The organism is Sphingomonas sp. ABOLE, assembly GCF_003950455.1.
Lineage (GTDB): Bacteria > Pseudomonadota > Alphaproteobacteria > Sphingomonadales > Sphingomonadaceae > Sphingomonas > Sphingomonas trueperi.
Genome location: NZ_QQWY01000001.1, coordinates 150,377 through 173,203, shown reverse-complemented (window position 1 = coordinate 173,203; position 22,827 = coordinate 150,377). Strand labels below are relative to the sequence as shown.

Sequence of the window (22,827 nt, the reverse complement as noted above, 5' to 3'; positions counted from 1 at the left end):
GGGTTGTCCAGCAACGCCGCTGGAGTACCATGGGTGCAACAATGCGGACGTGCGCAGCTTCGCACGGACAAGAACAGGAAAGCAATTGCGAGGATGTCCACCTCTCCTTCCCTCCCTGCCGATGCGGTCCGTTCGGGGCTGGGCCGCAACCTCACCTATGGCATGCTCGACGCGCTGGGCCGTGCGATCGTCACCGGCCGCTACGAGACGGAACCCTTCCCCACCGAGGCCGAGCTGGCCAAGCAGCACGGCGTCAGCCGATCGGTGACGCGCGAGGCGGTGAAGATGCTCACCGCCAAGGGCCTGCTGAGCGCCCGCCCGCGCCAGGGCACGGTGGTGCAGCCGGCCTCGTCGTGGAACCTGTTCGACACCGACGTGCTGCGCTGGCTGCTCGAGCGACAATTCTCGGTCGACCTGCTCCGCCAGTTCAGCCAGTTGCGCATCGCGATCGAGCCGGAGGCGGCCGCGCTGGCGGCGCAGTTCGCCACGGAGGAGGATCTGCAGCGGATCTCCGCGGGGCTCGCCCGAATGGAAGCCGCCGAGCGCGGGCTCGACGATACGCTCGACGCCGACATCGCCTTCCACGTCGCGGTGCTGCGCGCCTCGGGCAATCCCTTCTACGCGCAGTTCCGCGACATGGTGGCGACCGCGCTGCGCACCTCGATCCGCTTCACCAACCGGATCAAGGGCCGCAGCGCGAGCGTGGCCGACCATGCCGCGGTGCGCGATGCGATTGCCGCCAAGGACTATACCGCCGCCCGCATCGCGATGCGCACGCTGATCGGCGACGTGGTGGAGCTGATCGAAACGGTCGAGGGCGCCGACGCGGCGGTCTAGCCTTCGCCCCCGCCGGCCGCGTCAGAACGCCGGATCGAAGTTGAAGAAGATCGGGTTGGAGATCGCCACCATCGGCCCGGCGACGTTGGTGAAGTTGTCCACGCCCGGATAGGGCGTCTGCGGCCCCTCCACCTCGACGCGGTAATAGCTGCGGGCCTTGGCGTCGGGGGTGTCGGTGAAGCTGACACTGCCGTCCGCGCCGATGCCGAGCGTCGCGAACACGCCGCCATTCTTGACCACGCGGACGTGGTAGGCGCCGTCCTCGCGCTTGCCCGCCAACCGCGCGGTGAAGCGCACCGGCCCGGCGGGCGCCTTCGCGTTGTCGCCCATCAGCATGTCGGCCTTGCCGTCGCCGTTTACGTCCGCGGTGAGCTCCACCCGCGGCGCATAGGGATTGGCGCTGATCGAGGCGCGCCCGCGGCCGATTGCGGCGATCACCGCCTCGCGCGTGCGGGCCGGCGCGAACACCCAGGTCGTCGGTGTGCCGATATTGTTGGCGGTCGCCTCGATCGCCTTCGGCGTGGTGCTGCCGGACACGGTGCCATGGTGCGAATCGCTGCCGCCCCGCGCGCCGATCTTGCGGCCGGAGTTCAGCATATCGTCCCACACCATCAGGTTGGTCTTGTTCGGCGCCCAGCGGACGGTGTTCCACACCTCGATCGAATCGACCAGGTCGTAGGAATAGCCGAAATGATCCTTGTTGGTCGGGTGGTTGGCCGAGAGATGGACGCCCAGCCCGTCCTTCACCTTTTGCACCTGCACGTCCCGGGCGTCGCGGACGTCGAACAGCGCCTTGTGGTCATAGGGCTTGGCCGACAGGATCACGGCGTGGCCTCGCACGGTCGTCCACTCCGCGCCGTAGAGAAGCAGCAGCTTGTCCGACCGGAATTCGGGATCGGACCATGTGTTATGCGCGACATCTCCGTCGACATGGTTGTCGTGGTCGCTGATCAGCAGGAAATCGAAGCCTGCGCGCTCGGCATCGGCGATGATCCGCGCCTCGGGATGGTTGGTCGAATCCTTGCTGTGCGTCGAGTGGACGTGGAGGTCGCCTTTCATCCACACACCCTCGGTCAGGCTGGCGACGACGAACTTGTCATTGGTCTGGGCAGACGCTGCGGCAGGCACGAACAGCGCGGCGAGCGCGAGGGCGGCAACACGGAACATGGTTTCTCCGGCAGGCTGGCTTCGGGCGGACGCCCGCCCCTCAACTACCGCCGAGAACGTTGATCGTGAAGGCCACCACGCCCAGATTGAACACGAAGGCTGCTAGGCAGTGCAGCGTCACCACCCGGCGCAGCTGCCGCGTCTCGACCGAGACGTCGCTGGTCTGGAAGGTCATGCCCAGGCAAAAGGCGAAATAGAGGAAGTCCCAGTAATTGGGCTCGGGCGTCTTGGGAAACTCCAGCCCGCCCTTGTCGCGCCCGCCCGGCGCCTCCCTGTAGAACAGATGCGCGTAGTGCAGCGCGTAGACGGCGTTGCTGAACGTCCAGCTGAGCGCGAGCGTGCCGATGATCAGCGCGAGCTGCGCGGGCTGGGGCGCCTTGCGCTCCATCAGCTCGCTGGCGATCGCCACCAGAATGACGATGGTGACGGCGCCGGTGACGCCGAGCAGCACCAGCCGGTTCGCATCATTGTTGCAGGCCGAGCGCCGCATCGCATCGGACTGGTGCTTGAGCATGGGCACACACAGCGCGAGGAACAGCGCCGCGCCGATGTCGAAGGCGAGCATCGCGCCTGCCCGGATGCCGAAATGCGGCACCAGCAGCAGCCCCGCCGCGATCGTCGTCGCGGCGAAGGCGAGGAAACGCGGCGGCGCGAGGACATTGCCGACCCCCCGGGGCCGGGCCCCGCGCCGCCGCATTGGCTGGTTCAGGCTGCCTTGGCCTTCTTGGCGGCCTCGATCGCCTCGAGGACGATCTGACGCGCTTCGGCGGCATCACCCCAGCTACCGATCCGCACCCACTTCTCGGACTCGAGGTCCTTATAATGGGTGAAGAAATGCTCGATCTGCTGGAGCACGATCGAGGGCAGATCCGAACGCTCGCCGACGTCCGAATAATAGGGGAAGGTGCTGTCGACCGGCACGCAGACCAGCTTCTCGTCGCCGCCGGCTTCGTCTTCCAGCTTCAGCACCGCGATCGGGCGCGCGCGCACCACGCAGCCCGGCACGAAGGGCGAGCGGGCGATGACGAGCGCGTCGAGCGGATCGCCGTCGGGCGACAGCGTGTGCGGCACGAAACCGTAGTTCGCGGGGTAGCGCATCGGCGTGTGCAGGATACGATCGACGAACAGCGCGCCGCTGGCCTTGTCGAACTCATACTTCACGGGCTCGCCGCCCGAGGGAACCTCGATGATGACGTTCAGATTGTTCGGCGGATCATCGCCGATGGGAATGAGATCGATGCGCATATTTCTCTAACCTGTGGTTGGCGGCTCTGCCCGTCTCAGCGGGCTTGCAGCAGCTTGTCGAGGCCAGCCTCTCCTTCGACCGTCTTGACGAGATGCGGATAGCGCAGCCCATCATGATAGTCGATGGCAACCTCTCGGTAACTATCGTCCCGTTTTAGCGTCAGGCGAATCGGCGCCTTGGTGCCCTTGGCCGCCTTGACCGCCTCGATCAGCGCATCGACCGCATAGGCGCGGCCGTTCACCGCGACGATTTCGTCGGCGACGGTGATGCCGGCCTTGAACGCCGGACCGTCCCACATCACGCCGGCGATGCCCTTCTTGCCGACCGCGAGACCCAGCGAATAGCTGAGGTCGGCGGTGCCCGGACGGCTCATCTTGTTGGGCACCTCGGTATAGACGAGCTTGTAGCCGTTGCGGGTGAACCCGGCGAGCGGTGCCCGCTCCGACACGTCGTGCAGCCGCGCGGTGAGCAACTTGCGCCAGTCATAGGGCTGGATGCCCTCCAGCGTCTTGACCACGTCGTCGAAGCTGTAGGTCACCTCGCCATAGTCGCCGTCGCGGCCGCCGAAGAAGATTCGCGCGAAATCGTCGATCGACTTGGTGCCCTTGCTCTGCTCGCGGAGGATCGAATCGACCTCCATCCACACCAGCAGGCCCTCGTTGTAATAATCCTCGCTGCGCTGCCAGCTGGTCCAGCCCTTGGGCGCGCGCGCGGTGATGATCGGATCGTTGGTGGTGTCGATCAGCGGTCGCCACTGGCGGCCGGCGCGGTTGTCGAGGCTGGCCATGATGTTGGCATAGCCTTCGAGCGTCTCTTCCTTGGAGACGAGGCCCGAGCGCGCCTGGAACACATAACCCCAGAACTGGGTCTGGCCCTCATACACCCACAGCGACTGGTCGCGCATCGGCATGCGGAAGTCCGGCGTCCACAGTTCGGCGCCGCGGCGATACTTGCCGTCCCAGCTATGGGTGTATTCGTGCGGCAGCAGGTTGCGCGCACCCGCCTGCTCGCCCCATTTGGTGAAGTAGCCGGGCTGCACGCCGTTTTCCGAGCTGCGGTGATGCTCGAGGCCGATGCCGCCCATCTTGTCGCTGATCGACAGGAGGAAGTGATAGTGGTCGTAATGCTGGGCGCCGAAGGTCTTCACCGCCTGCTCGACCAGCCTTTTGTGCGCCTCGATCTGCTCGGGCTTGGCCTCCAGCTCGTCGGCGCTGTCCGCCACCACGTCGAGCGTCACGCGCTCGCTGAGCGGGAACTTGCGGTAATAGCGACCGGCGATGACCGGCGAATCCATCAGGATCTCGTAGCTGGTGGTCTCATAGGCATAGGTCGAGCCGGTCACCGTGGCGGGCACCGCGCCGGCGGCGGTCCAGCCCTCGGGATATTTCACCGTCGCTTGGATCGGAATGCGGCGGGTGAAATAGCCCGCCGGATAGAGGCTGAGCGAGTTGAACTGCACGCTCATCATCTCGGGCGTCATCACGATGCGGCCCTGGTTGCCGTCGGTCGCGGAGACGAACTGGAACTCGGCCTCGACGGTCTTGGCACCCGCCGGCACGTCGACATGGAAGGCGAACACGTCCACCGTGTCGCGCGTCCAGGGGATCCGCTTGCCGTTCGCCTTGATCTGCAGGCCCGCCAGCTTCTCGATCTCGCCGCGCGGCCCGTGCTTGCCGGGCAGCCATTCGGGGAAGAGCAGCGTCAGGCGGCCCGCCTTGGCGACCGGGATCGTCTCGCGCACCCGGAAGATGCCGCGCACCGTATCGGTCGCGTCCACATCGATCTTGAGCGTGCCCGGATAGGCCACGTCGCGCGCCGCCGGGATGGTGTCGACGATCGGCACCGGCTGCGGCATCGAATTCTGCGCGAGCGCAGGCGCGGTGGTGGCCAGCAACAGGCTGGCAAGCGAGAGTGCACGAACCATGAAGTGACGGCCCCTTTTGATGGATCTTCGCGAACGCGAAACGGCGCGGATCGGGCAATATTGTTGCTCGCGAATTTCCGCGAGGCAAGGGGGGTCAGTCGCGCCGGTCCTCGTAGATCGCGACCATGCGCTCGCCGTCTGCCGATACCTTGCCGCGATACATGCCGGGCGTGGTGAAGCTCCAGTCGAGCGCGCCGCCGGGTGCGACCAGGATCACCCCGCCGACACCGCCCATCCCCTTCACGTCGGCCATCACCACGTCGGCCGCCTGCTTGGCGGTCTCGCCCTTGAACCGCATCCGCGCACAGATCTCGTGCGCGACGCCCTCGCGGATGAAGAACTCGCCCGAGCCGGTGGCGGAAACCGCGCAGGCGCGATCATCGGCATAGGTGCCCGCGCCGATCAGCGGCGAATCGCCGACCCGGCCCCAGCGCTTGCCGGTGAGCCCGCCGGTGGAGGTGGCGGCGGCGACATGGCCGTGCGTGTCCATCGCCACCGCGCCGACCGTGCCGTATTTCATGTCGACGTCGAAGCCGCCACCCGCGCTGTCCCCCTTCATCGATTTGAGCTGCTGGCGGCGCTCCTCGGTGCCGAACCAAGCGTTGTCGACCTGCTCGAGCTGATGCTCGCGGGCGAACTGGTCCGCACCCTCGCCGGCGAGCAGGACGTGACGGCTCTTGTCCATCACCGCCCGGGCGAGCGCGACGGGGTGGCGCGTGGTGGTCGATCCCGCGACCGCGCCCGCCGCACGGGTGCGGCCGTCCATGATCGCGGCGTCGAGCGTGTGGCCGCCTTCCCAGGTGAACACCGATCCGCGCCCGGCATTGAAGTGCGGATCGTCCTCCAGCACCTGCACCGCCGCCTGCACCGCGTCGACCGCCGAGCCGCCCGCCTCGAGCACTGCCGCGCCGGCGTCGAGCGCGGCGTTGAGGCCTGCTTCGGCGCCCGACTCCTGCGCCACCGGCAGCTCGCCGCGCCGCATGCTGCCGGCACCGCCGTGGATCATCAGCGTCCAGCGGGGCTTGGGGGTGGCGGTAGACATGGCGGCGGGCTCCTGATGCATAATTCGGGCCGTCCCTAGCAGATCAGGCGAAGCGTCCAAGCCGCAGCGAACTGTATCCTCCCCCTGGCCGGGGAGGAAACCAAGGGACGCCATCTGCCCTAGCCCCGCCGCGCTGATGCGCCTATATGGCCCCCATGTCCGTACGACCCTGGCGCGATATCATCCGGCGGCAAAGCCGTCAGATCATGGTGGGCAACGTGCCCGTAGGCGGCGACGCCCCGGTGACGGTGCAGACCATGACCAACACCGCCACCTCCGACGTGAAGGCGACGATCGACCAGATCCGCCGCTGCGAAGAGGCGGGCGCGGACATCATCCGCGTCTCCTGCCCCGACGTCGAAAGCACCACCGCGCTCAAGCAGATCGTCCGCGCCGCGCGCGTGCCGATCGTCGCGGACATCCATTTCCACTACAAGCGCGCGCTGGAAGCCGCAGATGCCGGCGCCGCCTGCCTGCGGATCAACCCGGGCAATATCGGCTCGGCCGACCGAGTGAACGAGGTGGTCAACGCCGCCAAGGCCAATGGCGCTTCGATTCGCATCGGCGTCAACGCAGGCAGCCTCGAGAAGGATCTGCTCGAGAAATATGGCGAGCCCTGCCCCGAAGCGCTGGTCGAATCCGCGCTTGATCACATCAAGCTGCTCCAAGACCGCGACTTTCACCAGTTCAAGGTCGCGGTGAAGGCGAGCGACGTGTTCCTCGCCGTCGCCGCCTATCAGCAGCTGGCTGATGCGGTCGACTGCCCGCTGCACCTCGGCATCACCGAGGCGGGCGGGTTCGTCGGCGGGACGGTGAAGTCGGCGATCGGCATCGGCTCGCTCCTGTGGTTCGGCATCGGCGATACCATCCGGGTAAGTCTTTCGGCCGAGCCCGAGGAGGAAGTGCGCGTCGGCTTCGAGATCCTCAAGGCGCTCGGCATCCGCAACCGGGGCGTCCGCGTCGTCTCCTGCCCGAGCTGCGCGCGCCAGGGCTTCGACGTGATCCGCACCGTGCAGGCGCTGGAGGAACGGCTCCAGCACATCCGCACGCCGCTGTCGCTTTCGGTGCTCGGCTGCGTGGTCAACGGCCCCGGCGAGGCGCGCGAGACCGATATCGGCCTGACGGGCGGCGGCAACGGCAAGCACATGGTGTATCTGTCGGGCCTGACCGATCACACCGTCGAGGATGCCGACATGCTCGATCACATCGTCAAGCTGGTCGAAGCCAAGGCCGCCGAGATCGAAGCCGCCAGCGCGGCGCCGGCGCAGGCGGCGGAGTAAACCGGACCGTCCTTCCGGCCTGACGAAGCGACAGCGCACAAGCAACTTGTGCGCTGCACAATGGTTGAGTCGGCATGACACAGAAATCCAGCAAGAAACCGCGTTCGGCACTCTCTGATGCGATACAGCCGGAGGATGCCGGTACGCGCCGCAACCTCGGCTGGATCGCTGGAGCCGCGGGTATCGCGGCGTTGGCTGGCAGCGCGCTGTACAACCGTGCAAGCAGGAAGCGGGCAGAAGCGGAGACGCCGCCCGCCGGATCGTTTGTCGACGTCGACGGGATGCGCCTCCATTATGTCGACCGCGGCGAAGGACCGGCGGTGGTGCTCCTCCACGGCAACGGCGTTACTCTCCAGGATTACGAAGCGAGCGGCGTGCTGGGCCTCGCCGCGGCGCAGAATCGCGTGATCGCGTTCGACCGCCCCGGCTTCGGCTATAGCGATCGCCCGCGCACGACGATCTGGACACCGGCGGCGCAGGCGCAGGTGATCGCGGCGGCGCTCAAGCAGCTCGGCGTCGGGCCTGCCGTGGTGGTGGGCCATAGCTGGGGTACGCTGGTCGCGCTGGCCCTGGCGCTGGACGCTCCGGAAACGGTATCCGGCCTCATCCTCCTGTCCGGCTATTATTACGGGACGGCCCGCCCGGACGTCTGGCCGCTTTCCACGCCGGCCCTCCCCCTGGTCGGCGACGTCATGGCGACCACCGTGTCGCCGCTCGCTGGCCGCCTGCTTGGGCCGGTGGCGATCAAGGCCAGCTTCTCGCCCGCACCGATTTCGGAGAAGTTCGCCGCCTTTCCGATCGCGCTGACGCTGCGCCCGTCCCAGGTCCGCGCGACCGCCGCAGACACTGCGCTGATGGTACCCGCTGCGGTCGCGATCAGCCGCCGGTACGAGGCGCTAGCGGTGCCGATCATCGTCATGGCGGGCGAAGGCGATCGTATCGCCCATGTCGATCGGCATGCGGAACGCTTCGCCCGCGAAGTATCGGGTGCCGAACTGCGGATCGTACCGGCGCAGGGGCATCTGTTTCACTATGCGGTGCCGGAACAGGTCGTGGCGGCGATCCGCGACGTCGCGGCGCGGACGAGCGCCGGGGCGCCGGCCACGGCCGATCGCGCCGTCCTGGCATGACGCGGTCCGGGCGCGGGTACATGCCTGCCGGCATGCGCCCCGCGCCGGGGCGCGCTCACCGCGTCGGCACGGGCTCCGCACCGGTATAGTCGTAGAAGCCGCGCTTGGTCTTGCGGCCGTACCAGCCGGCTTCCACGTACTTCACCAGCAAGGGTGCCGGGCGGAACTTGGGGTCGCCGGTGCCTTCGAACAGCACGCGGGTGATCTCCAGGCAGGTGTCGAGCCCGATGAAATCGGCCAGCGTGAACGGGCCCATCGGGTGGTTGAGCCCGAGCTGGCACGCCGCATCGATATCGGGAATCGTCGCCACACCCTCGCCGAGCGCGAAACACGCCTCGTTGAGCATCGGCATCAGCACGCGGTTGACGATGAAGCCGGGCGCATCATTGGCATGGACGATCCGCTTGCCGAGCGACTGGCCGAACGACTCCACCGCCGCGACGGTCGCGTCGCTGGTGGCGAGGCCGCGGATCAGCTCGATCAGGCCCATCACCGGCACGGGATTGAAGAAGTGCACGCCCATGAAGCGCGCCGGATCGGGCGCCGCCTGGGCAAGCCGGGTGATCGGGATCGACGAGGTGTTGCTGGCGAGGATCGCGTCGCCTCCCAGCGCCTTGCCGACGGTCTCGAAGATCTGGCGCTTTACGCCCTCGCGCTCGGTCGCCGCCTCGATCACCAGGTCGCACAGCGCCATCGCGGCGAGATCGCCGATGGGGGTGATCCGGCCCAGCGCGGCTTCGGCATCGGCGGCGGTGATCTTTTCCTTCTCCACCGCGCGCGCGAGCTGCTTGCCGATGCCTGCCTTGCCGGCTTCGGCGCGCGCCTGGTCGACATCGGACAGCAGCACGGCATAGCCCGCCTGCGCCGACACCTGGGCAATCCCCGCACCCATCTGGCCCGCACCGATCACGCCTACCGTCTTCATGCCCGTCTCCTGAAAATTTGTTGCGGCCCTCCTAGCCAGTCGCGCCGGGAAGGGCCAGCGCCGGGATCACTCCTCGCCCTCGGGATCCTCACGCGGGGGATCCCGGCGGCGGCGATCGGCGTCGCTGCCGGGCGCGGGGATCCGCAGGTTGCGCGGGATCGCGTCGCGCACCTCGCCTTCGGGCACCAGCTCGCGCACCCGGCCGAGATCGAGCTGGACGCCCTCCTCGTCGACCTGCACGCCGGCGCTGTTCAGCACATCGTCGAGAACGATGCCATTCTCGTCGATCACATTGTCGGGCTCGACGGGCACCGGCGGTAGGGTCAGACCCAGCGCGCGGACCATGAAGTCGCGCCAGATATGCGCCGGCAGCCCGCCGCCAGAGGCGCCCGACACCGGGCTGTTGTCGTCATTGCCGATCCACACCCCGACGACGAGGTCGCCTGCCCAGCCGACGAACAGCGCGTCGCGCCCGTCCTGGGTCGTACCCGTCTTGCCGAACGCGGGTACCGGCAGCGCCGCCGAGCGCCCGGTACCCGACTGGACCACGGTTTCGAGCATCGAGCGCAGGTCTTCGAGCAGCCGTTCGTCGAAGCGGCTCGGCCCGCCCAGCCGGCGCGCCAGCCAGTCGTCGGCCGATTCTTCTTCGTCCAGACCACGGGGACGCACGGGGTAGCTGCCGTTGGCCACCGCCGCATAGGCCGCGGTCAGCTCTAGCAGCGAGCCGGTCGAGGTGCCGAGCGCGATCGAGGCGTCGTTGCCGAGCGGGGTAGAGATGCCAAGGTCGCGCGCCGCCTGGGTGACCCGGCCGACGCCGAGCTTCTGGATCAGCCGCGCGGCCACGACATTGCTCGACTTGGCCATCGCCTGGCGCAGCGTGATGCGGCCGGCATAGCGGCCGTCGCTGTTCGAGGGCTTCCAGTCGCCGATCTGCACCGGCGTGTCGTCGACCATCGTGTCCGGCGTCATGCCCGAACGCAGCGCGGCGAGGTAGACGAACAGCTTGAACGCCGACCCGGGTTGGCGCCGCGCCTGGGTCGCGCGGTTGAACGGGCTGGCGGCATAGTTGCGCCCGCCGACCATCGCGACGACGCGCCCGTCCGGCCGCATCGCCACCAGCGCGACCTGCGCCTTGCCGAGGCCCGAGGCCTTGATCACGCGCTCGGCAGCATTTTGCAGGCGGGTGTCGAGCGTGGTCGTCACCGTCTGCTCGGTGGCGACCCCGCCGGCGCGGTCGCGCGCTTCGGGAAGCACCCAGTCGGCGAAATAGGTGCCGTTCGGCAATCTCTCGTCGCTGTCCTGCACGTGCAGCACCGCCGGACGCACGCGCCGCGCCTCGGCCGCGGTGATGAACCCGGCTTCCTGCATCGCGCCGATCACCAGCCGCTGGCGCTCGCGGGCACCGTCAAGATTGCCGGTGGGCGCCAGCCGGCTCGGCGCCTTTACGAGGCCCGCGAGCAGCGTCGCCTGGCTCAGCGTCAGATGCTCGGGACTGGTCGAGAAATAATGCTGGGCGGCAGCGCGCAGGCCATAGACGTTGTCGCCGAAATAGACATTCGAGAGGTAGCGCGAGAGAATCTCGTCCTTGCTCAGCCAGGCCTCGAGCCAGAAGGCGATCAGCACCTCCTGCGCCTTGCGCCCGAAGGTGCGGCGGGAGTTGAGGAACGCATTCTTGGCGAGCTGCTGGGTGATCGTGCTGCCGCCCTGCGACCCGCCGCCCGAGCTGACATTGTGGAACGCCGCGCGCGCGATGCCGCGCGGATCGACGCCCCAGTGGTTGTAGAAGCGCCGGTCCTCGATCGCGATGAAGGCCTGGGCGACATGATCGGGCAGCTTGGACACGTCGACGGGCTTGCCGATCACCGCCCCGCGCCTGGCGATGGGCGTGCCGTCAGAGGCCAGCAGCGTGATCGAGGGCGGCGCGGGCGGACGCAGCGACTTGGACAAGGGCGCGGTGATCGCCAGCCAGGCAACCGCGGCGATGAACAGCAGGATGCACACGGCGAGGCCGCGGACGATCCAGCGGCCCCAGCGGATGCCGCGCTTGGCCGGCACGGCGGGCGGCAGGTCGTCGCCGCCGTCGAAGCCGCCGCCTGCGCCGCCATAGCGCCCGCGATAGGGCTCGTGCGGCGCGGTGCTCTCCCCCGCCCCTGTGCCGGGCCGCCAGATCGGCTCGCGCTTGTCGCGCCGCCCCTGCGGGCGCCAGCCCTGCGGTTGTACACCATCGTCGTCGGCGCCATCGCGCCGCAACGGGAATCGACTATCGGGAATGCCGGGCTCGCGCGCCATGCATCCGCCTTAGCCGACTATCTGTGTTATCGCAATAACACACTGGGATTTTGCGGAGGGAGGGTCGCTCAGGCCTCCAGCTCGATGTCCCAGTAGAGCCAGTCGCGCCAGGTGTCGTGGAGATGGTTGGGCGGGAAGCGGCGGCCATGTTCCTGGAGCTGCCAGCTCGTCGGCCGGATCGGCTGGATGTAGAGCGGCATGCCGGCCTGCTGGGGGGTGCGGCCACCCTTGCGAAGGTTGCAGGGGGCGCAGGCGGTGGCGACATTTTCCCAGGTGGTGCGGCCGCCCTGGGCGCGGGGAATGACGTGGTCGAAGGTGAGATCCCGGTGCGATCCGCAATATTGGCAGGCGAACTTGTCGCGGAGGAACAGATTGAACCGGGTGAAGGCGGGAAATTGCGAAGGCTTCACATATTGTTTGAGCGCGATGACCGAAGGGAGCTTCAGCACCGCGCTGGGACTTCGCACCTCGCGTTCATAATAGGAGACGACGTCGACGCGTTCGAGAAAGATCGCCTTGATCGCCGTTTGCCAGGGCCACACGCTCAGGGGATAGTAACTGAGCGGCGTGTAATCGGCGTTCAGCACGAGCGCCGGGCACCCATCCGGATGGCGGATCAGATCGGGATGGTACATGCAAGAACCTCACCCTCGATTTCGGTGCCTCGCCTCTTGCGCAGAAGCGTGACGCCCGCATGACAGCATATGCCGCGACTCGCGGTCAAGAGCCACATTCATGAATATCCACACCCGATTTGCGCCCAGCCCCACCGGTCGACTCCATCTCGGCCATGCCTATTCCGCCCTCCAGGCGCACGACTTCGCGCGGGGCGCGGGCGGTCGTTTCACCCTGCGCATCGAGGATATCGACGGCACGCGCTCGCGGCCCGAACATGTAGCAGCGATCCTCGCCGATCTCGACTGGCTGGGGCTGATACGGGACGAACCGCCGACCTTCCAGTCGCAGCGGCGGGGGCTGTATCAGGACGCGCTCGACCGGCTGCGGGCGATGGGGCTGCTCTATCCCTGTTTCTGCACCCGCGCCGACATCGCGGCGAGCCTCTCCGCGCCGCACGGGCCCGACGGCCCGCTTTATCCCGGCACCTGCCGCGGCCTCGTCGATCCCGACCTGACGCGCCCGCACAGCTGGCGGCTCGACATGGCGAAGGCAGTCGCGCGGACGGGGGCGCTCACCTGGCACGACGCGGAGGCCGGTACCGTCGACGCCGATCCGGCAAGCCATGGCGACGTGATCCTCGCCCGCAAGGATGCGCCCGCCAGCTATCACCTCGCCGTCACGGTCGACGATGCGGCGCAGGGCATCAGCCATGTCGTGCGCGGGGCCGATCTGTTCGCCGCGACCCATGTCCACCGGCTGCTGCAGGCACTGCTCGACCTGCCGACGCCGGAATACCGCCACCATGCGCTGCTCGCGGGTCCGGACGGTCAGCGGCTCGCCAAGCGGCACGGCGCGCCGACGCTGGAATCGCTGCGGCTGGCGGGCGAGGATGGCCGCGCGCTGTCCGACAGACTGCGCAAAGGGGAAGTACCGATTGGCTTCGGACAAATCGAGGCGTAAGGTCGCCGAATGTTGTTCCTCGCGATCCTGTTCCTCGCAGCGGTCCTGGCGACGCTGTTCTTCCTCATCAAGGGGCTGGTCACCATGGCCGGCACCACCACGCAGGACCTGGAAGGCGACGGCCCCAGCGAGCGCGCGCTGCGATCGAACAAGCTGATGCAGAAGCGCATCCTGTTCCAGGCGGTGGCGATCGGCGTCGCTGCGCTGATCCTGCTGATCGCCTCGGCCAAGAGCTGAGGGGTTCTCGAACCAATAGTCGTCATCCCGGCGGAAGCCGGGATCCATTGCCCTGGCCGTTACGGCTCTTGCCCCGGCGGAGTGGCGAATGGATCCCGACTTTCGTCGGGATGACAGGTTTACGGGTAAGGCTAGAAGCGTAGCGTCAGCCGCCGCTGACCCGCCACACCGTGTTGCCGAGATCGTCGGCGATCAGCAGCGCGCCGGTCCTATCGAGCCCCAGCCCCACCGGGCGGCCATGCGCCGTCTCGCCCTCGACGAATCCGGTCACCACGTCGACCGCCTTGCCGGAGGGGCGTCCCTCGGCGAACGGCACATAGATCACCTTGTAGCCGTTGAGATGGCCGCGATCCCAGCTGCCATGCTCGCCGATGAACGCGCCCGAGCGCCACTGCGGCGGTAGCGCGACCGCGTTGGCGGCAAACACCATCCCCAGCGGCGCGACATGGCTGCTCAGGCTGTAATCGGGCTTGATCGCCTTGGCGACGAGGTCCGGCCGCTGCGGCTTCACCCGCGGATCGACATGCTGGCCCCAATAGCTGTACGGCCAGCCATAGAAGCCGCCGTCGCGCACCGACGTCAGGTAATCCGGCACCAGGTCCGGCCCCAGCTCGTCGCGCTCGTTGACCACGGTCCACAGCACGTTGGTCAGCGGCTCGAACTGCAGCCCGTTGGGATTGCGCAGGCCGGTACCATAGAGCCGGTGGGCGCCGCTCGCGCGATCGACTTCCCAGATCGCGGCGCGGCCGCGCTCGGCATCCATGCCGTTCTCGGTGATGTTGCTGTTCGACCCCACCCCGACATAGAGCTTGGTGCCGTCGGGGCTGGCGACGAGGCTCTTGGTCCAGTGGTGGTCGATCGGGCCGCCGGGCAGGTCGACCAGCCTGGTGCCCGCCGCGGTGATGCTGGTTTGCCCCGTCTGATACGGGAAGCGCAGGATCGCATCGGTATTGGCGACGTAGAGATCCCCGCCGACCAGCGCCACGCCGAACGGCGAGTTGAGCCCGGTGAGGAACTTGGTCTTGAGCTCGGGTACGCCGTCGCCGTTCGCGTCGCGCAGCAGGATGATGTCCATTCCCGCCTTGCCGCCGCCATGGGCGTGCGCCTGGATGAGGTTCATCACCACGTCCTTGGGCCGATGGATCGGCTCGGACGGGCCGTCGGTCTCGACCACCAGCACGTCGCCATTGGGCAGGGTGTAGACCGAGCGCGGCTTGGCGAGGCCCGTGGCGAAGGCCTGGACCTTCATGCCCGCCGGTACCTTTGGCTTGGCCGACCCCCAGGGGGCGGGCGGCACCACGTGCATCGGCGGCACGAGATATTGCTGGATCTCCGGCAGCTTGGGATCGCCGCCGATCTGCTGGCTGGTATCGCCGCCCTTGCTGGCGCATCCGGCGAGCGCGAGCGTGGCGCCCGCGGCGAGAAGCAGTGCACGCATCAGCGGAACCCTCCGAAACGGCTCTGGCGCAGCAGGATCGCGCCGAGCGCCGAGGCGCCGGTCAGCACGAGCACGGTCAGCACCGACAGGATCAGCCCCGCCGGCATCGCGCCGTAGGCATCGCGGCTGTGGATGAAATTGTTGAGCAGTGCCAACACCATGGCGACGGCATAGGCGATCGCATACGGGACCAGCAGTCGGTTCGCCCGCACCGTCGGCCGCACCAGATCGACGATCCCTACGATGGCGCCGAGCGCGCCGAGCACCATGCCCCCGGCGATCAGCCAGTCGGCGAAATTCTTCCACGCAATGTCGTAGCTGCGGAAATAGGCGATGTCGGCGATCATGCCTGCGAAGAAGCACACAAAGGGCAATCCCAGCACGATCGGGTGCAGCGGCAGGCCATAGGATCGGGTGCGAAGCGGTACGGGATCGGGCACGGGACGTCTCCCCAGACGAGGCAGGTCCTTCGAACGGTCGCACTATCAAGGGGTTCCGCCGCTTCCCCTGAAGACGCTAGCCTCGGCGGCGCGTCCACCGTACCTTCCCTACCCATGGTCAAGCTCAACAAGATCTACACCCGCACCGGCGACGCCGGCACCACCGGCCTTGCGGACGGCTCGCGCGTTTCCAAGGCCTCGGCCCGAATGGAGACGATCGGCGATGTCGACGAGGCGAACAGCGCGATCGGCGTCGCGCGCACCACGCTCGCGCCCGGCGATCCGCTCGACGCCACGCTCGCCCGCATCCAGAACGACCTGTTCGATCTCGGCGCCGATCTCGCCACGCCGGGAAATGGTGAGGGCGCGCTGCGGATCACGCCCGAACAAATCGCATGGCTGGAAGCCGCGATCGACACGCTCAACGACGATCTCCAACCGCTCAACAGCTTCGTCCTGCCCGGCGGCAGCCCGGCGGCGGCAGCGATCCACCTCGCCCGCGCCATCACCCGCCGTGCCGAACGTGCCGCGGTTGCCGCCAACGACCAGGGGACGCTGAGCAGCAACGCGCTCATCTACCTCAATAGACTTTCAGATTTTTTGTTCGTCGCCGCCCGCACCATGAACCAAAAGGGCGCGGCGGACGTTTTGTGGGTCCCTGGGGGACCTCGTAACCAATAGCCGTTGCTGCGCGCATCCCTCCGTATGGGTTGCCCCGGCAGCCGGCCTGCGGTAGGAGAACAGAATGCGAACGATGCCCGCCACTGCCGCCACCCCGGACGCCCTGGCGGCGCAGTTCGCGGGCGTCCGCGCGCTCAGCACCGCGCTGGTGGCGCCGCTCTCCGACGCCGATGCGACGCTCCAGTCGATGGACGACGCCTCGCCGGCCAAATGGCACCTCGCGCACACGACCTGGTTCTTCGAAACCTTCGTGCTGCGCGACCATGTGGCCGGCTATCGCCTGTTCGACGAGCGCTGGCCGTTCCTGTTCAACAGCTATTACGAGGCCGAGGGGCAGCGCCACGCCCGTCCCCGCCGCGGCATGCTCTCGCGCCCGACGCTGGACGCGGTGCACGCCTATCGCGCGGCAGTGGATAAGGCGATCGTCGAGGCGATGCCGATGCTGCCGGCCGAGGCGCTGACGCTGATCGCGCTCGGCTGCCAGCACGAGCAGCAGCACCAGGAACTGCTGCTCACCGACATTCTCCACCATTTCTCGGTCAACCCGCTCGAGCCGGCGATGTGGCCGGGCGCGGCCAAGGTCCCGGTGGCGATGCCCGGACCGATCGGCTGGATCGAAGGTGCTGCGGGCCAGGTCAGCGCGGGCATCGATATGCCCGAGGACCTGGCGGGCTTCGCCTTCGACTGCGAGACCCCACGCCACCCCACCCTTCTTCCCCCGCATGCGCTGGCCGATCGCACTGTGACCAATGGCGAATGGGCGGCGTTCATCGCCGCTGGCGGCTATGCCGATCCGCGCCACTGGCTGTCAGACGGCTGGGCCTGGGTGCAGGCCAACCGCATCACCGCGCCGCTCTACTGGCAACAGGTCGACGGCGTCTGGACCCGCTTCGGGCTCGACGGCCGCCGCCCGATCGATCCGGCCGCGCCGGTCACCCATGTCAGCTTCTTCGAGGCGGACGCCTATGCCAGCTGGGCCGGTGCCCGGCTGCCGACCGAGTTCGAATGGGAGGCCGCGGCGGCCGGCGCCGATCCGCGCTCGGGCAACCAGCTCGATGCTGCCGGCCCGGTCGAACCGCGCCCGTCGACGGGCGGCCCCGCCTGGTTCGGCGATGTGTGGGAATGGACCGGCAGCGCCTATCGCCCCTATCCCGGCTTCCGCACGGCGCAAGGCGCGGTCGGCGAATATAACGGCAAGTTCATGAGCGGGCAGTTCGTGCTGCGCGGCGGCAGCTGCGCCACCCCGCGCGGCCATGTGCGCGCCAGCTACCGCAATTTCTTCTACCCCCATCAGCGCTGGCAGTTCACCGGCGTGCGTCTGGCGAAGGACCTCTGATGCTCAAGCAGGAACTCGAAGACGGCCAGGCCAGCCTTGCCGACCCCCATTTCCGCGCCGACGTGCTGACCGGCCTCGCCGCCAGCCCGCGCGCGATCCCGGCGCGCTGGTTCTACGACCGCCGCGGCTCGGAACTGTTCGAGGAGATCACCGAGCTTCCCGAATATTACCCGACGCGCACCGAGACGGCACTGCTCGAATCGATCTCGGGCGCGCTGGGCGACCTTGCCGCGCCCAATGCGGCGGTGGTGGAGTTCGGCTCGGGTTCGTCGGTGAAGACGCCGCGGCTGCTCCGCGCGATCGAACCGGCCGCTTATGTGCCGATCGACATTTCGGGCGAGTTCCTTCGTCATTCCGCCGCCCAGCTCTCGCAGGCATTCCCTGGCCTGCCCGTCTATCCGGTGGAGGCAGATTTCCTGCGGCCCGTGCCGCTGCCCGAGCAGGTGGCGAAGATGCCCAAGCTCGGCTTTTTCCCCGGCTCGACGATCGGCAACATGAACGCCTGGCACGCGGTCGACCTGCTGCGCGCGATGCGCGAATGGCTGGGCGAAGGCGCACGACTGCTGATCGGGATGGACCGGGTGAAGTCGCCCGAGATCCTCGTCCCCGCCTATGACGATGCAGCGGGCGTAACCGCGGCGTTCAACCTCAACCTGCTGAGCCGGATCAACCGCGAGCTGGACGGGACGATCCCGGTCGACGCCTTCCGCCACCGCGCCATCTGGAACGCCGACTATGCCCGGATCGAAATGCATCTCGAGGCGCAGCGCGATGTCGACTTCACCGTCGACGGCCGCCCGTTCAGCATGGCGGCGGGCGAGACGATCCACACCGAGAACAGCCACAAATACGGCCCCAACGGCGCGCGCCAGCTGCTCCGCGCGGGCGGCTGGACGCCGATCGAACAATGGACCGACGACAAGGACTGGTTCGCGCTGATCCTCTGCGAGGCCCAGCCGCTGCGTCGGGCGCCGTAACAGACCGTTGACCGGGCGTGTGCCAGGCCGCAAGGACTTGGCCATGCGCTTCTTCTCGGACAATGCCGCCGCCGTCTGCCCGCCTGTGCTCCAGGCGCTGGTCGAGGCGAATACGCTCGACACCGCCTATGACGGCGATGCCTGGTCGAAGCGGCTCGACGGCGCCTTTTCCGATCTGTTCGGAACGCAAGTCCGCGCGCTGTGGGTGCCTACCGGCACCGCGGCGAACTGCCTGGCGCTGACCGCGCTCTGCCCCCCGCATGGCGGCATCGTCTGCCACCGCGACGCGCACATCAACTGCGACGAGGGCGGTGCGCCCGAATTCTACACGCACGGCGCGAAGCTGCTCACCGCCGCCGGCCCGGGCGCCAAGCTGACCCCCGAGGCGATCCATGCAGTGGTCGATCCGATCCGCAACGACGTGCATCAGGTGCAGCCGCACGCGATCTCGATCACCAACGCGACCGAATATGGCCTGGTCTATACGGCCGACGAGGTGGCGGCGATCGGCGATCTCGCCAAGACTCGCAAGCTCGGCCTGCACATGGACGGGGCGCGCTTCGCCAATGCCGTCGCGCATCTCGGCTGCCATCCGGGCGACGTTACCTGGCGCGCGGGCGTCGACGCGCTGAGCTTCGGCTTCGTCAAGAATGGCGGCATGAGCGCCGAGGCGCTGGTGTTCTTCCGCCCCGAACTGGCCGATGTGACGCTCTACCGCCGCAAGCGCGCCGGGCTGCTCTTCTCCAAAGGCCGCTATCTCGCCGCGCAGCTGCTGGCGATGCTGGAGAACGATGTGTGGCTCGCCAACGCCCGCGCCGCCAATGCCGGGGCGCGGCTGCTGGCCGAAGCGGCAGGCGACCGGCTGGTGCACCCGGTGCAGGCGAACGAAGTGTTCCTGAAGGCAAACCCGGCGGAAGCCGAAGCCTTGCGCGCGCTCGGCTTCGACTTCTACGACTGGGCCGAGGGCGAAGTGCGCCTCGTCACCAGCTGGGACCAGGCGGAGGACGCGATCCGGCCGCTGGCCCAGGCGATCGCGGCGCTGTGATCGGCGCCGACACGCCCCGCTCCGCCCGGCTGACGGTCCTTATTCCGTTCCTGCTGGTCACGCTGATCTGGGGTTCGACCTGGCTCGTCATCAAGGACCAGCTGGCGGTGGTGCCGCCAAGCTGGTCGGTGAGCTATCGCTTCCTCGTCGCCGGGGTGACGACGCTGCTCTGGGCGGCGTTCCGACGCGACCGGCTGCTGCTCGATGCCCGCGGCTTTGCCTTTGCCGCCTGCCTGGGTCTCGCCCAGTTCGTGCTCAACTTCAACTTCGTCTACCGCGCCGAGGCGCACGTCACCTCGGGTGTGGTAGCGGTGGTCTATGCGCTGCTGCTGGTGCCCAACGCGATCCTGGCGCGGATCTTCCTGGGCCAGAAGATGGGAAGGCAGCTGCTGATCGGTTCGGTCGTGGCGATGGCGGGCGTGGCGCTGCTGTTCGTCCATGAGGCGCGGCTCAACCCCGTCGGCCCGCATGAAGCGCTGCTCGGGATCGGCATCGCGCTGGCGGGGGTGCTCTCCGCCTCGGTCGCGAACGTGATGCAGGCGACCGGCACCGCCAAGGCCTATCCGATGGCCTCCACGCTCGGCTGGGCGATGCTGATCGGCGCCGCGCTCGATGCGGGCTTCGCGCTCGCCACGGTCGGGCCGCCCGTGATCGAGACGCGGCCCGCCTATCTGCTCGGCATCCTCTATCTTGGCGTGATCGGCTCCTCGATCACCTTCACCATCTATTTCCAGCTGATCCGCACCATCGGCCCGGCCAAGGCGGCCTATACCAGCGTGCTGATTCCGGTGATCGCGATGCTGCTCTCGACGCTGTTCGAGGGCTATCGCTGGTCGCTGCTCGCGGTGGGCGGCGGCGTGCTGGTGCTGGTCGGGCTGGTGCTGGCCTTGAGGGCGCGCAGGCCCAACCGGTAATCGGCATAGCGCGGCCGCCAGCCGAGCAGCCGCCTGGCCTTGCCGTTCGCCACCCGCCGGTTCTCGGCATAAAAGGCGCGCGAGGCGGCGCTGAGCTCGACGTCGTCGGGCGTGACCGCCGGGCCCGGATCGACCCCCAGCAGTTCGGCGGCATAGGCGAGCACTTCGGCCTGCGGCGCGGGGAGGTCGTCGGCGAGGTTGTAGGCGCCGGGCGGCCCCGCGAACGCCGCGATCACGCCGGCGACGAGATCGTCGACATGCACCCGGCTGAACACCTGCCCTGGGAAATAGACCCGAGTCGCCCCCGCCGCCATCCGCTCCAGCGCCGAGCGTTCGGGGCCGTAGATGCCCGGCAGGCGGAAAACATGCGCATTGGGCAGCGCGCCCCAGCCGAGATCCGCCTCGACCCGCCCCCAGCGACGTCCCCGCAGCGGCGCGCTCTCGTCCACCCAGCCGCCGCCGGTATCGCCGTACACGCCGGTCGAGGAGAGATAGCCGAGCCACTTGCCGCTTGCCGCGATCTCGGCGCCGTAAGCGGCGAGCACCGGGTCGGCATCCCCTGGCGGAATGCTGGAGAGGATGTGGGTCGCCGCCGCGATTTCCACGCGGGTACGTGCCCGATCGGCGAAGGTGGCGCGGGTGACGGTCTCCACCTGGCCGCCCGCCGCCTGCACCGCCGCCATCAGCCGCGACGCGGTATAGCCGGGACCGAAGACGAGCAGGCGAACGACGCTCACTGCCCGCCCCCGAACAGCGTGCCGAAAAAGTCGCCGTGGTTCCAGCGCGGGCGCGCATCGCCATCGGCCAGCGCCTGCACCGTCGCGAGGCCGACACGCTTGTACTTCACCGCCGAATTCCAGTCGAACGGCAGGTCGATCTGATCGGAAGGCTTGTGATAATTCTCGTCGAGGAACTTGCGCGCCGCCACCGCGCCGGTGCCGCCCGGCCCGGTGTCGAGCGACACCGCGGGGATGCCCGCCCGCACGAAGCTGTAATGGTCGGAGCGGACGAAGAACATCTCCTCCGGCGCGGGATCGGGCACGACGCCCAGCCCCTCGGCCCTGGCCGCGGCGGCGACCACCGGGCCGATGCTCGACCGCTCGCCGCCGAGCACGACGAGGTCGACCAGCGGGTAGGTGAGGATCGGCATGTCGAAATTGACGCCGGCGACGATCGCCCCCCTGGGGACCGTCGGGAAATGCGCGAAATAGTCGGAGCCGATCAGCCCCTTCTCCTCGGCGGTGAGGGCTACGAACAGCAGCGAGCGACGCGGCCGCTTGCCGCTTTCCTGGATGGCCTTGGCGATCTCGAGCAGCATCGACACGCCGATCGCATTGTCCATCGCGCCGTTGTAGATCGTGTCGCCCTTCACCGGCTCGCCGACGCCGACATGGTCGAGATGCGCCGACAGCACCACCGTCTGCGCCTTGAGTGCGGGATCGCTGCCTTCGATCCTGCCGATGACATTGTGGCTGTCGCGCGTCGACAGCCGGGTCTTGCTCGCCACCGCCAGCGTGCCTGCGAGCGGCCCGGTCGGCATGCGGCTGCCGCGCGCCTGCGCGGCGAGCACGTCGGCCCAGCGCAGCTTCGCGCCTACGAACAGCTTGGCCGCGCCGGCCTGGCTCACCTGGCCGACAACCGGGGCCTGGGGCGATACCGCATTCGCGACGCCGTCGGGGCCCGCCCAGCCGGTGCGCGGATAGGCATAATAGGGCGCGAACTTCTCGACGCTGAACTCCCTGGCGCGCGCGATCGTCTCGACGATCAGCACCGCCTTGGCGCCGCGCGCCGCCGCCAGCCGCGCCTTCTGTCCGTCGTCGCCGAAATGGGCGTTGACCTCGTTGGGCAGGCCCTTGGGGGTACCGTCGAGGATCGCGACGATCTTGCCGCGCACGTCGAGGCCCTTGTAGTCGTCCCGCTTCCCCTGCGGATAGACGATGCCATAGCCGGCGAAGACCAGCTCGCCCTCCGCCTTGAAGTCGGGCGACGAGGGCACCGGTTCGTTGACGAAGTCCTTGCCGAAGGCGAACGGCACGTCCTTGCCGCCGCGCTTGAGCGTCCATGTCGCCTTTTCCGCCGGGCGATAGGTGACGAGCTTGACCGGCTGGAACCAGCCGCCACTCGCGCCAGGCTCCAGTCCCATCGCCAGCATCCGCGCGGCGACATATTCGGCCGCCACGTCATAGTCCCGCGTCCCCGCCTCGCGACCGCGCAGCGCGTCCGAGGCGAGGAACTGGACATGCGCCTTGATCGCCGCCTGTTCGGGGGTGAGCGGCGGCGCCTGCTGCGCCAGCGCGGGGCCGGCGAGCAGGAGCAGGGCAAGCAGCGCGCGCTTCACCAG

General features: G+C 68.3%; 22 protein-coding genes. 10 read left to right on the top strand and 12 right to left on the bottom strand.

Features of this window, described 5'->3' with window-relative positions:
- The first annotated feature begins 93 nt into the window (after positions 1-93).
- On the top strand, positions 94-837 hold the full coding sequence (locus tag CA234_RS00835; RefSeq protein ID WP_125976619.1) for a FadR/GntR family transcriptional regulator: 744 nt from the start codon (positions 94-96) through the stop codon (positions 835-837).
- Positions 838-858: 21 nt separating this feature from the next.
- Here CA234_RS00835 and CA234_RS00830 read toward each other — a convergent pair whose 3' ends face one another.
- The 5 genes from CA234_RS00830 to CA234_RS00810 all read right to left on the bottom strand — a co-directional run bounded on the left by CA234_RS00830 (position 859) and on the right by CA234_RS00810 (position 6,216).
- A complete protein-coding gene (locus CA234_RS00830; protein WP_126000648.1) occupies positions 859-2,004 on the bottom strand; it encodes a CehA/McbA family metallohydrolase in 1,146 nt (381 codons plus the stop codon).
- A gap of 40 nt (positions 2,005-2,044) precedes the next feature.
- A complete protein-coding gene (locus CA234_RS00825; protein WP_126000684.1) occupies positions 2,045-2,569 on the bottom strand; it encodes a DUF1345 domain-containing protein in 525 nt (174 codons plus the stop codon).
- A 140-nt stretch (positions 2,570-2,709) separates the two neighbouring features.
- Complete coding sequence (ppa, locus tag CA234_RS00820) at positions 2,710-3,249, bottom strand: inorganic diphosphatase (RefSeq protein ID WP_125976617.1); 540 nt, start codon at positions 3,247-3,249, stop codon at positions 2,710-2,712.
- A gap of 35 nt (positions 3,250-3,284) precedes the next feature.
- Positions 3,285-5,174, bottom strand: coding sequence for a M61 family metallopeptidase (locus tag CA234_RS00815; protein ID WP_125976616.1), 1,890 nt, complete (start codon positions 5,172-5,174; stop codon positions 3,285-3,287).
- Positions 5,175-5,268: 94 nt separating this feature from the next.
- Positions 5,269-6,216, bottom strand: a complete 948-nt coding sequence (locus CA234_RS00810; RefSeq protein WP_125976615.1) for an isoaspartyl peptidase/L-asparaginase — start codon at positions 6,214-6,216, stop codon at positions 5,269-5,271.
- 155 nt (positions 6,217-6,371) lie between these two features.
- Between CA234_RS00810 and ispG the strand changes: the two genes are divergently transcribed.
- Both ispG and CA234_RS00800 read left to right on the top strand, forming a co-directional pair.
- Positions 6,372-7,496, top strand: a complete 1,125-nt coding sequence (gene ispG, locus CA234_RS00805) for a flavodoxin-dependent (E)-4-hydroxy-3-methylbut-2-enyl-diphosphate synthase (RefSeq protein ID WP_125976614.1) — start codon at positions 6,372-6,374, stop codon at positions 7,494-7,496.
- Between the two features lie 74 nt (positions 7,497-7,570).
- The gene (locus tag CA234_RS00800; RefSeq protein WP_126000647.1) at positions 7,571-8,626 is read left to right on the top strand and encodes an alpha/beta hydrolase; all 1,056 of its coding nucleotides are present in this window, start codon (positions 7,571-7,573) and stop codon (positions 8,624-8,626) included.
- 55 nt (positions 8,627-8,681) lie between these two features.
- Here the strand turns inward: CA234_RS00800 and CA234_RS00795 are convergent, their stop codons facing one another.
- The 3 genes from CA234_RS00795 to CA234_RS00785 form a co-directional block, all read right to left on the bottom strand.
- Positions 8,682-9,551 (bottom strand): 3-hydroxyacyl-CoA dehydrogenase NAD-binding domain-containing protein, encoded by an 870-nt coding sequence (locus CA234_RS00795; RefSeq protein ID WP_125976612.1) that lies wholly within the window; start codon positions 9,549-9,551, stop codon positions 8,682-8,684.
- 66 nt (positions 9,552-9,617) lie between these two features.
- The gene (locus CA234_RS00790) at positions 9,618-11,840 is read right to left on the bottom strand and encodes a transglycosylase domain-containing protein (RefSeq protein WP_241213120.1); all 2,223 of its coding nucleotides are present in this window, start codon (positions 11,838-11,840) and stop codon (positions 9,618-9,620) included.
- A 68-nt stretch (positions 11,841-11,908) separates the two neighbouring features.
- Positions 11,909-12,475 carry an HNH endonuclease gene (locus CA234_RS00785; protein WP_125976611.1) on the bottom strand — a complete coding sequence of 189 codons (567 nt, stop codon included), beginning with the start codon at positions 12,473-12,475 and terminating at the stop codon, positions 11,909-11,911.
- 100 nt (positions 12,476-12,575) lie between these two features.
- Here CA234_RS00785 and gluQRS point away from each other — a divergent pair, with 100 nt between their 5' ends.
- Together gluQRS and CA234_RS00775 are read left to right on the top strand one after the other, a co-directional pair.
- Positions 12,576-13,418, top strand: a complete 843-nt coding sequence (gluQRS, locus tag CA234_RS00780; protein ID WP_126000646.1) for a tRNA glutamyl-Q(34) synthetase GluQRS — start codon at positions 12,576-12,578, stop codon at positions 13,416-13,418.
- Between the two features lie 9 nt (positions 13,419-13,427).
- Complete coding sequence (locus tag CA234_RS00775; protein ID WP_125976609.1) at positions 13,428-13,655, top strand: HIG1 domain-containing protein; 228 nt, start codon at positions 13,428-13,430, stop codon at positions 13,653-13,655.
- Between the two features lie 145 nt (positions 13,656-13,800).
- Here CA234_RS00775 and CA234_RS00770 read toward each other — a convergent pair whose 3' ends face one another.
- The gene (locus CA234_RS00770; protein WP_126000645.1) at positions 13,801-15,093 is read right to left on the bottom strand and encodes a sorbosone dehydrogenase family protein; all 1,293 of its coding nucleotides are present in this window, start codon (positions 15,091-15,093) and stop codon (positions 13,801-13,803) included.
- Positions 15,093-15,533 carry a DUF2231 domain-containing protein gene (locus tag CA234_RS00765; RefSeq protein ID WP_125975918.1) on the bottom strand — a complete coding sequence of 147 codons (441 nt, stop codon included), beginning with the start codon at positions 15,531-15,533 and terminating at the stop codon, positions 15,093-15,095. The genes CA234_RS00770 and CA234_RS00765 overlap by 1 nt, the downstream gene beginning before the upstream one ends.
- A 114-nt stretch (positions 15,534-15,647) precedes the next feature.
- Between CA234_RS00765 and CA234_RS00760 the strand changes: the two genes are divergently transcribed.
- The 5 genes from CA234_RS00760 (at position 15,648) to CA234_RS00740 (ending at position 20,486) form a co-directional block, all read left to right on the top strand.
- Positions 15,648-16,214, top strand: coding sequence for a cob(I)yrinic acid a,c-diamide adenosyltransferase (locus CA234_RS00760; RefSeq protein ID WP_125975920.1), 567 nt, complete (start codon positions 15,648-15,650; stop codon positions 16,212-16,214).
- Between the two features lie 73 nt (positions 16,215-16,287).
- Complete coding sequence (gene egtB, locus CA234_RS00755; protein ID WP_126000682.1) at positions 16,288-17,550, top strand: ergothioneine biosynthesis protein EgtB; 1,263 nt, start codon at positions 16,288-16,290, stop codon at positions 17,548-17,550.
- The gene (gene egtD, locus CA234_RS00750; RefSeq protein WP_125975922.1) at positions 17,550-18,527 is read left to right on the top strand and encodes an L-histidine N(alpha)-methyltransferase; all 978 of its coding nucleotides are present in this window, start codon (positions 17,550-17,552) and stop codon (positions 18,525-18,527) included. Before egtB ends, egtD begins: the two co-directional genes overlap by 1 nt.
- Positions 18,528-18,570: 43 nt before the next feature.
- Positions 18,571-19,572, top strand: coding sequence for a beta-eliminating lyase-related protein (locus CA234_RS00745; RefSeq protein ID WP_126000644.1), 1,002 nt, complete (start codon positions 18,571-18,573; stop codon positions 19,570-19,572).
- Complete coding sequence (locus CA234_RS00740) at positions 19,569-20,486, top strand: EamA family transporter (protein ID WP_126000643.1); 918 nt, start codon at positions 19,569-19,571, stop codon at positions 20,484-20,486. The genes CA234_RS00745 and CA234_RS00740 overlap by 4 nt, the downstream gene beginning before the upstream one ends.
- Here the strand turns inward: CA234_RS00740 and CA234_RS00735 are convergent.
- Both CA234_RS00735 and CA234_RS00730 read right to left on the bottom strand, forming a co-directional pair.
- Complete coding sequence (locus tag CA234_RS00735; RefSeq protein ID WP_126000642.1) at positions 20,396-21,223, bottom strand: NAD(P)-dependent oxidoreductase; 828 nt, start codon at positions 21,221-21,223, stop codon at positions 20,396-20,398. The genes CA234_RS00740 and CA234_RS00735 overlap by 91 nt on opposite strands.
- Positions 21,220-22,824, bottom strand: a complete 1,605-nt coding sequence (locus CA234_RS00730) for a M28 family peptidase (RefSeq protein ID WP_126000641.1) — start codon at positions 22,822-22,824, stop codon at positions 21,220-21,222. Before CA234_RS00730 ends, CA234_RS00735 begins: the two co-directional genes overlap by 4 nt.
- Between the last annotated feature and the right edge of the window lie 3 nt (positions 22,825-22,827).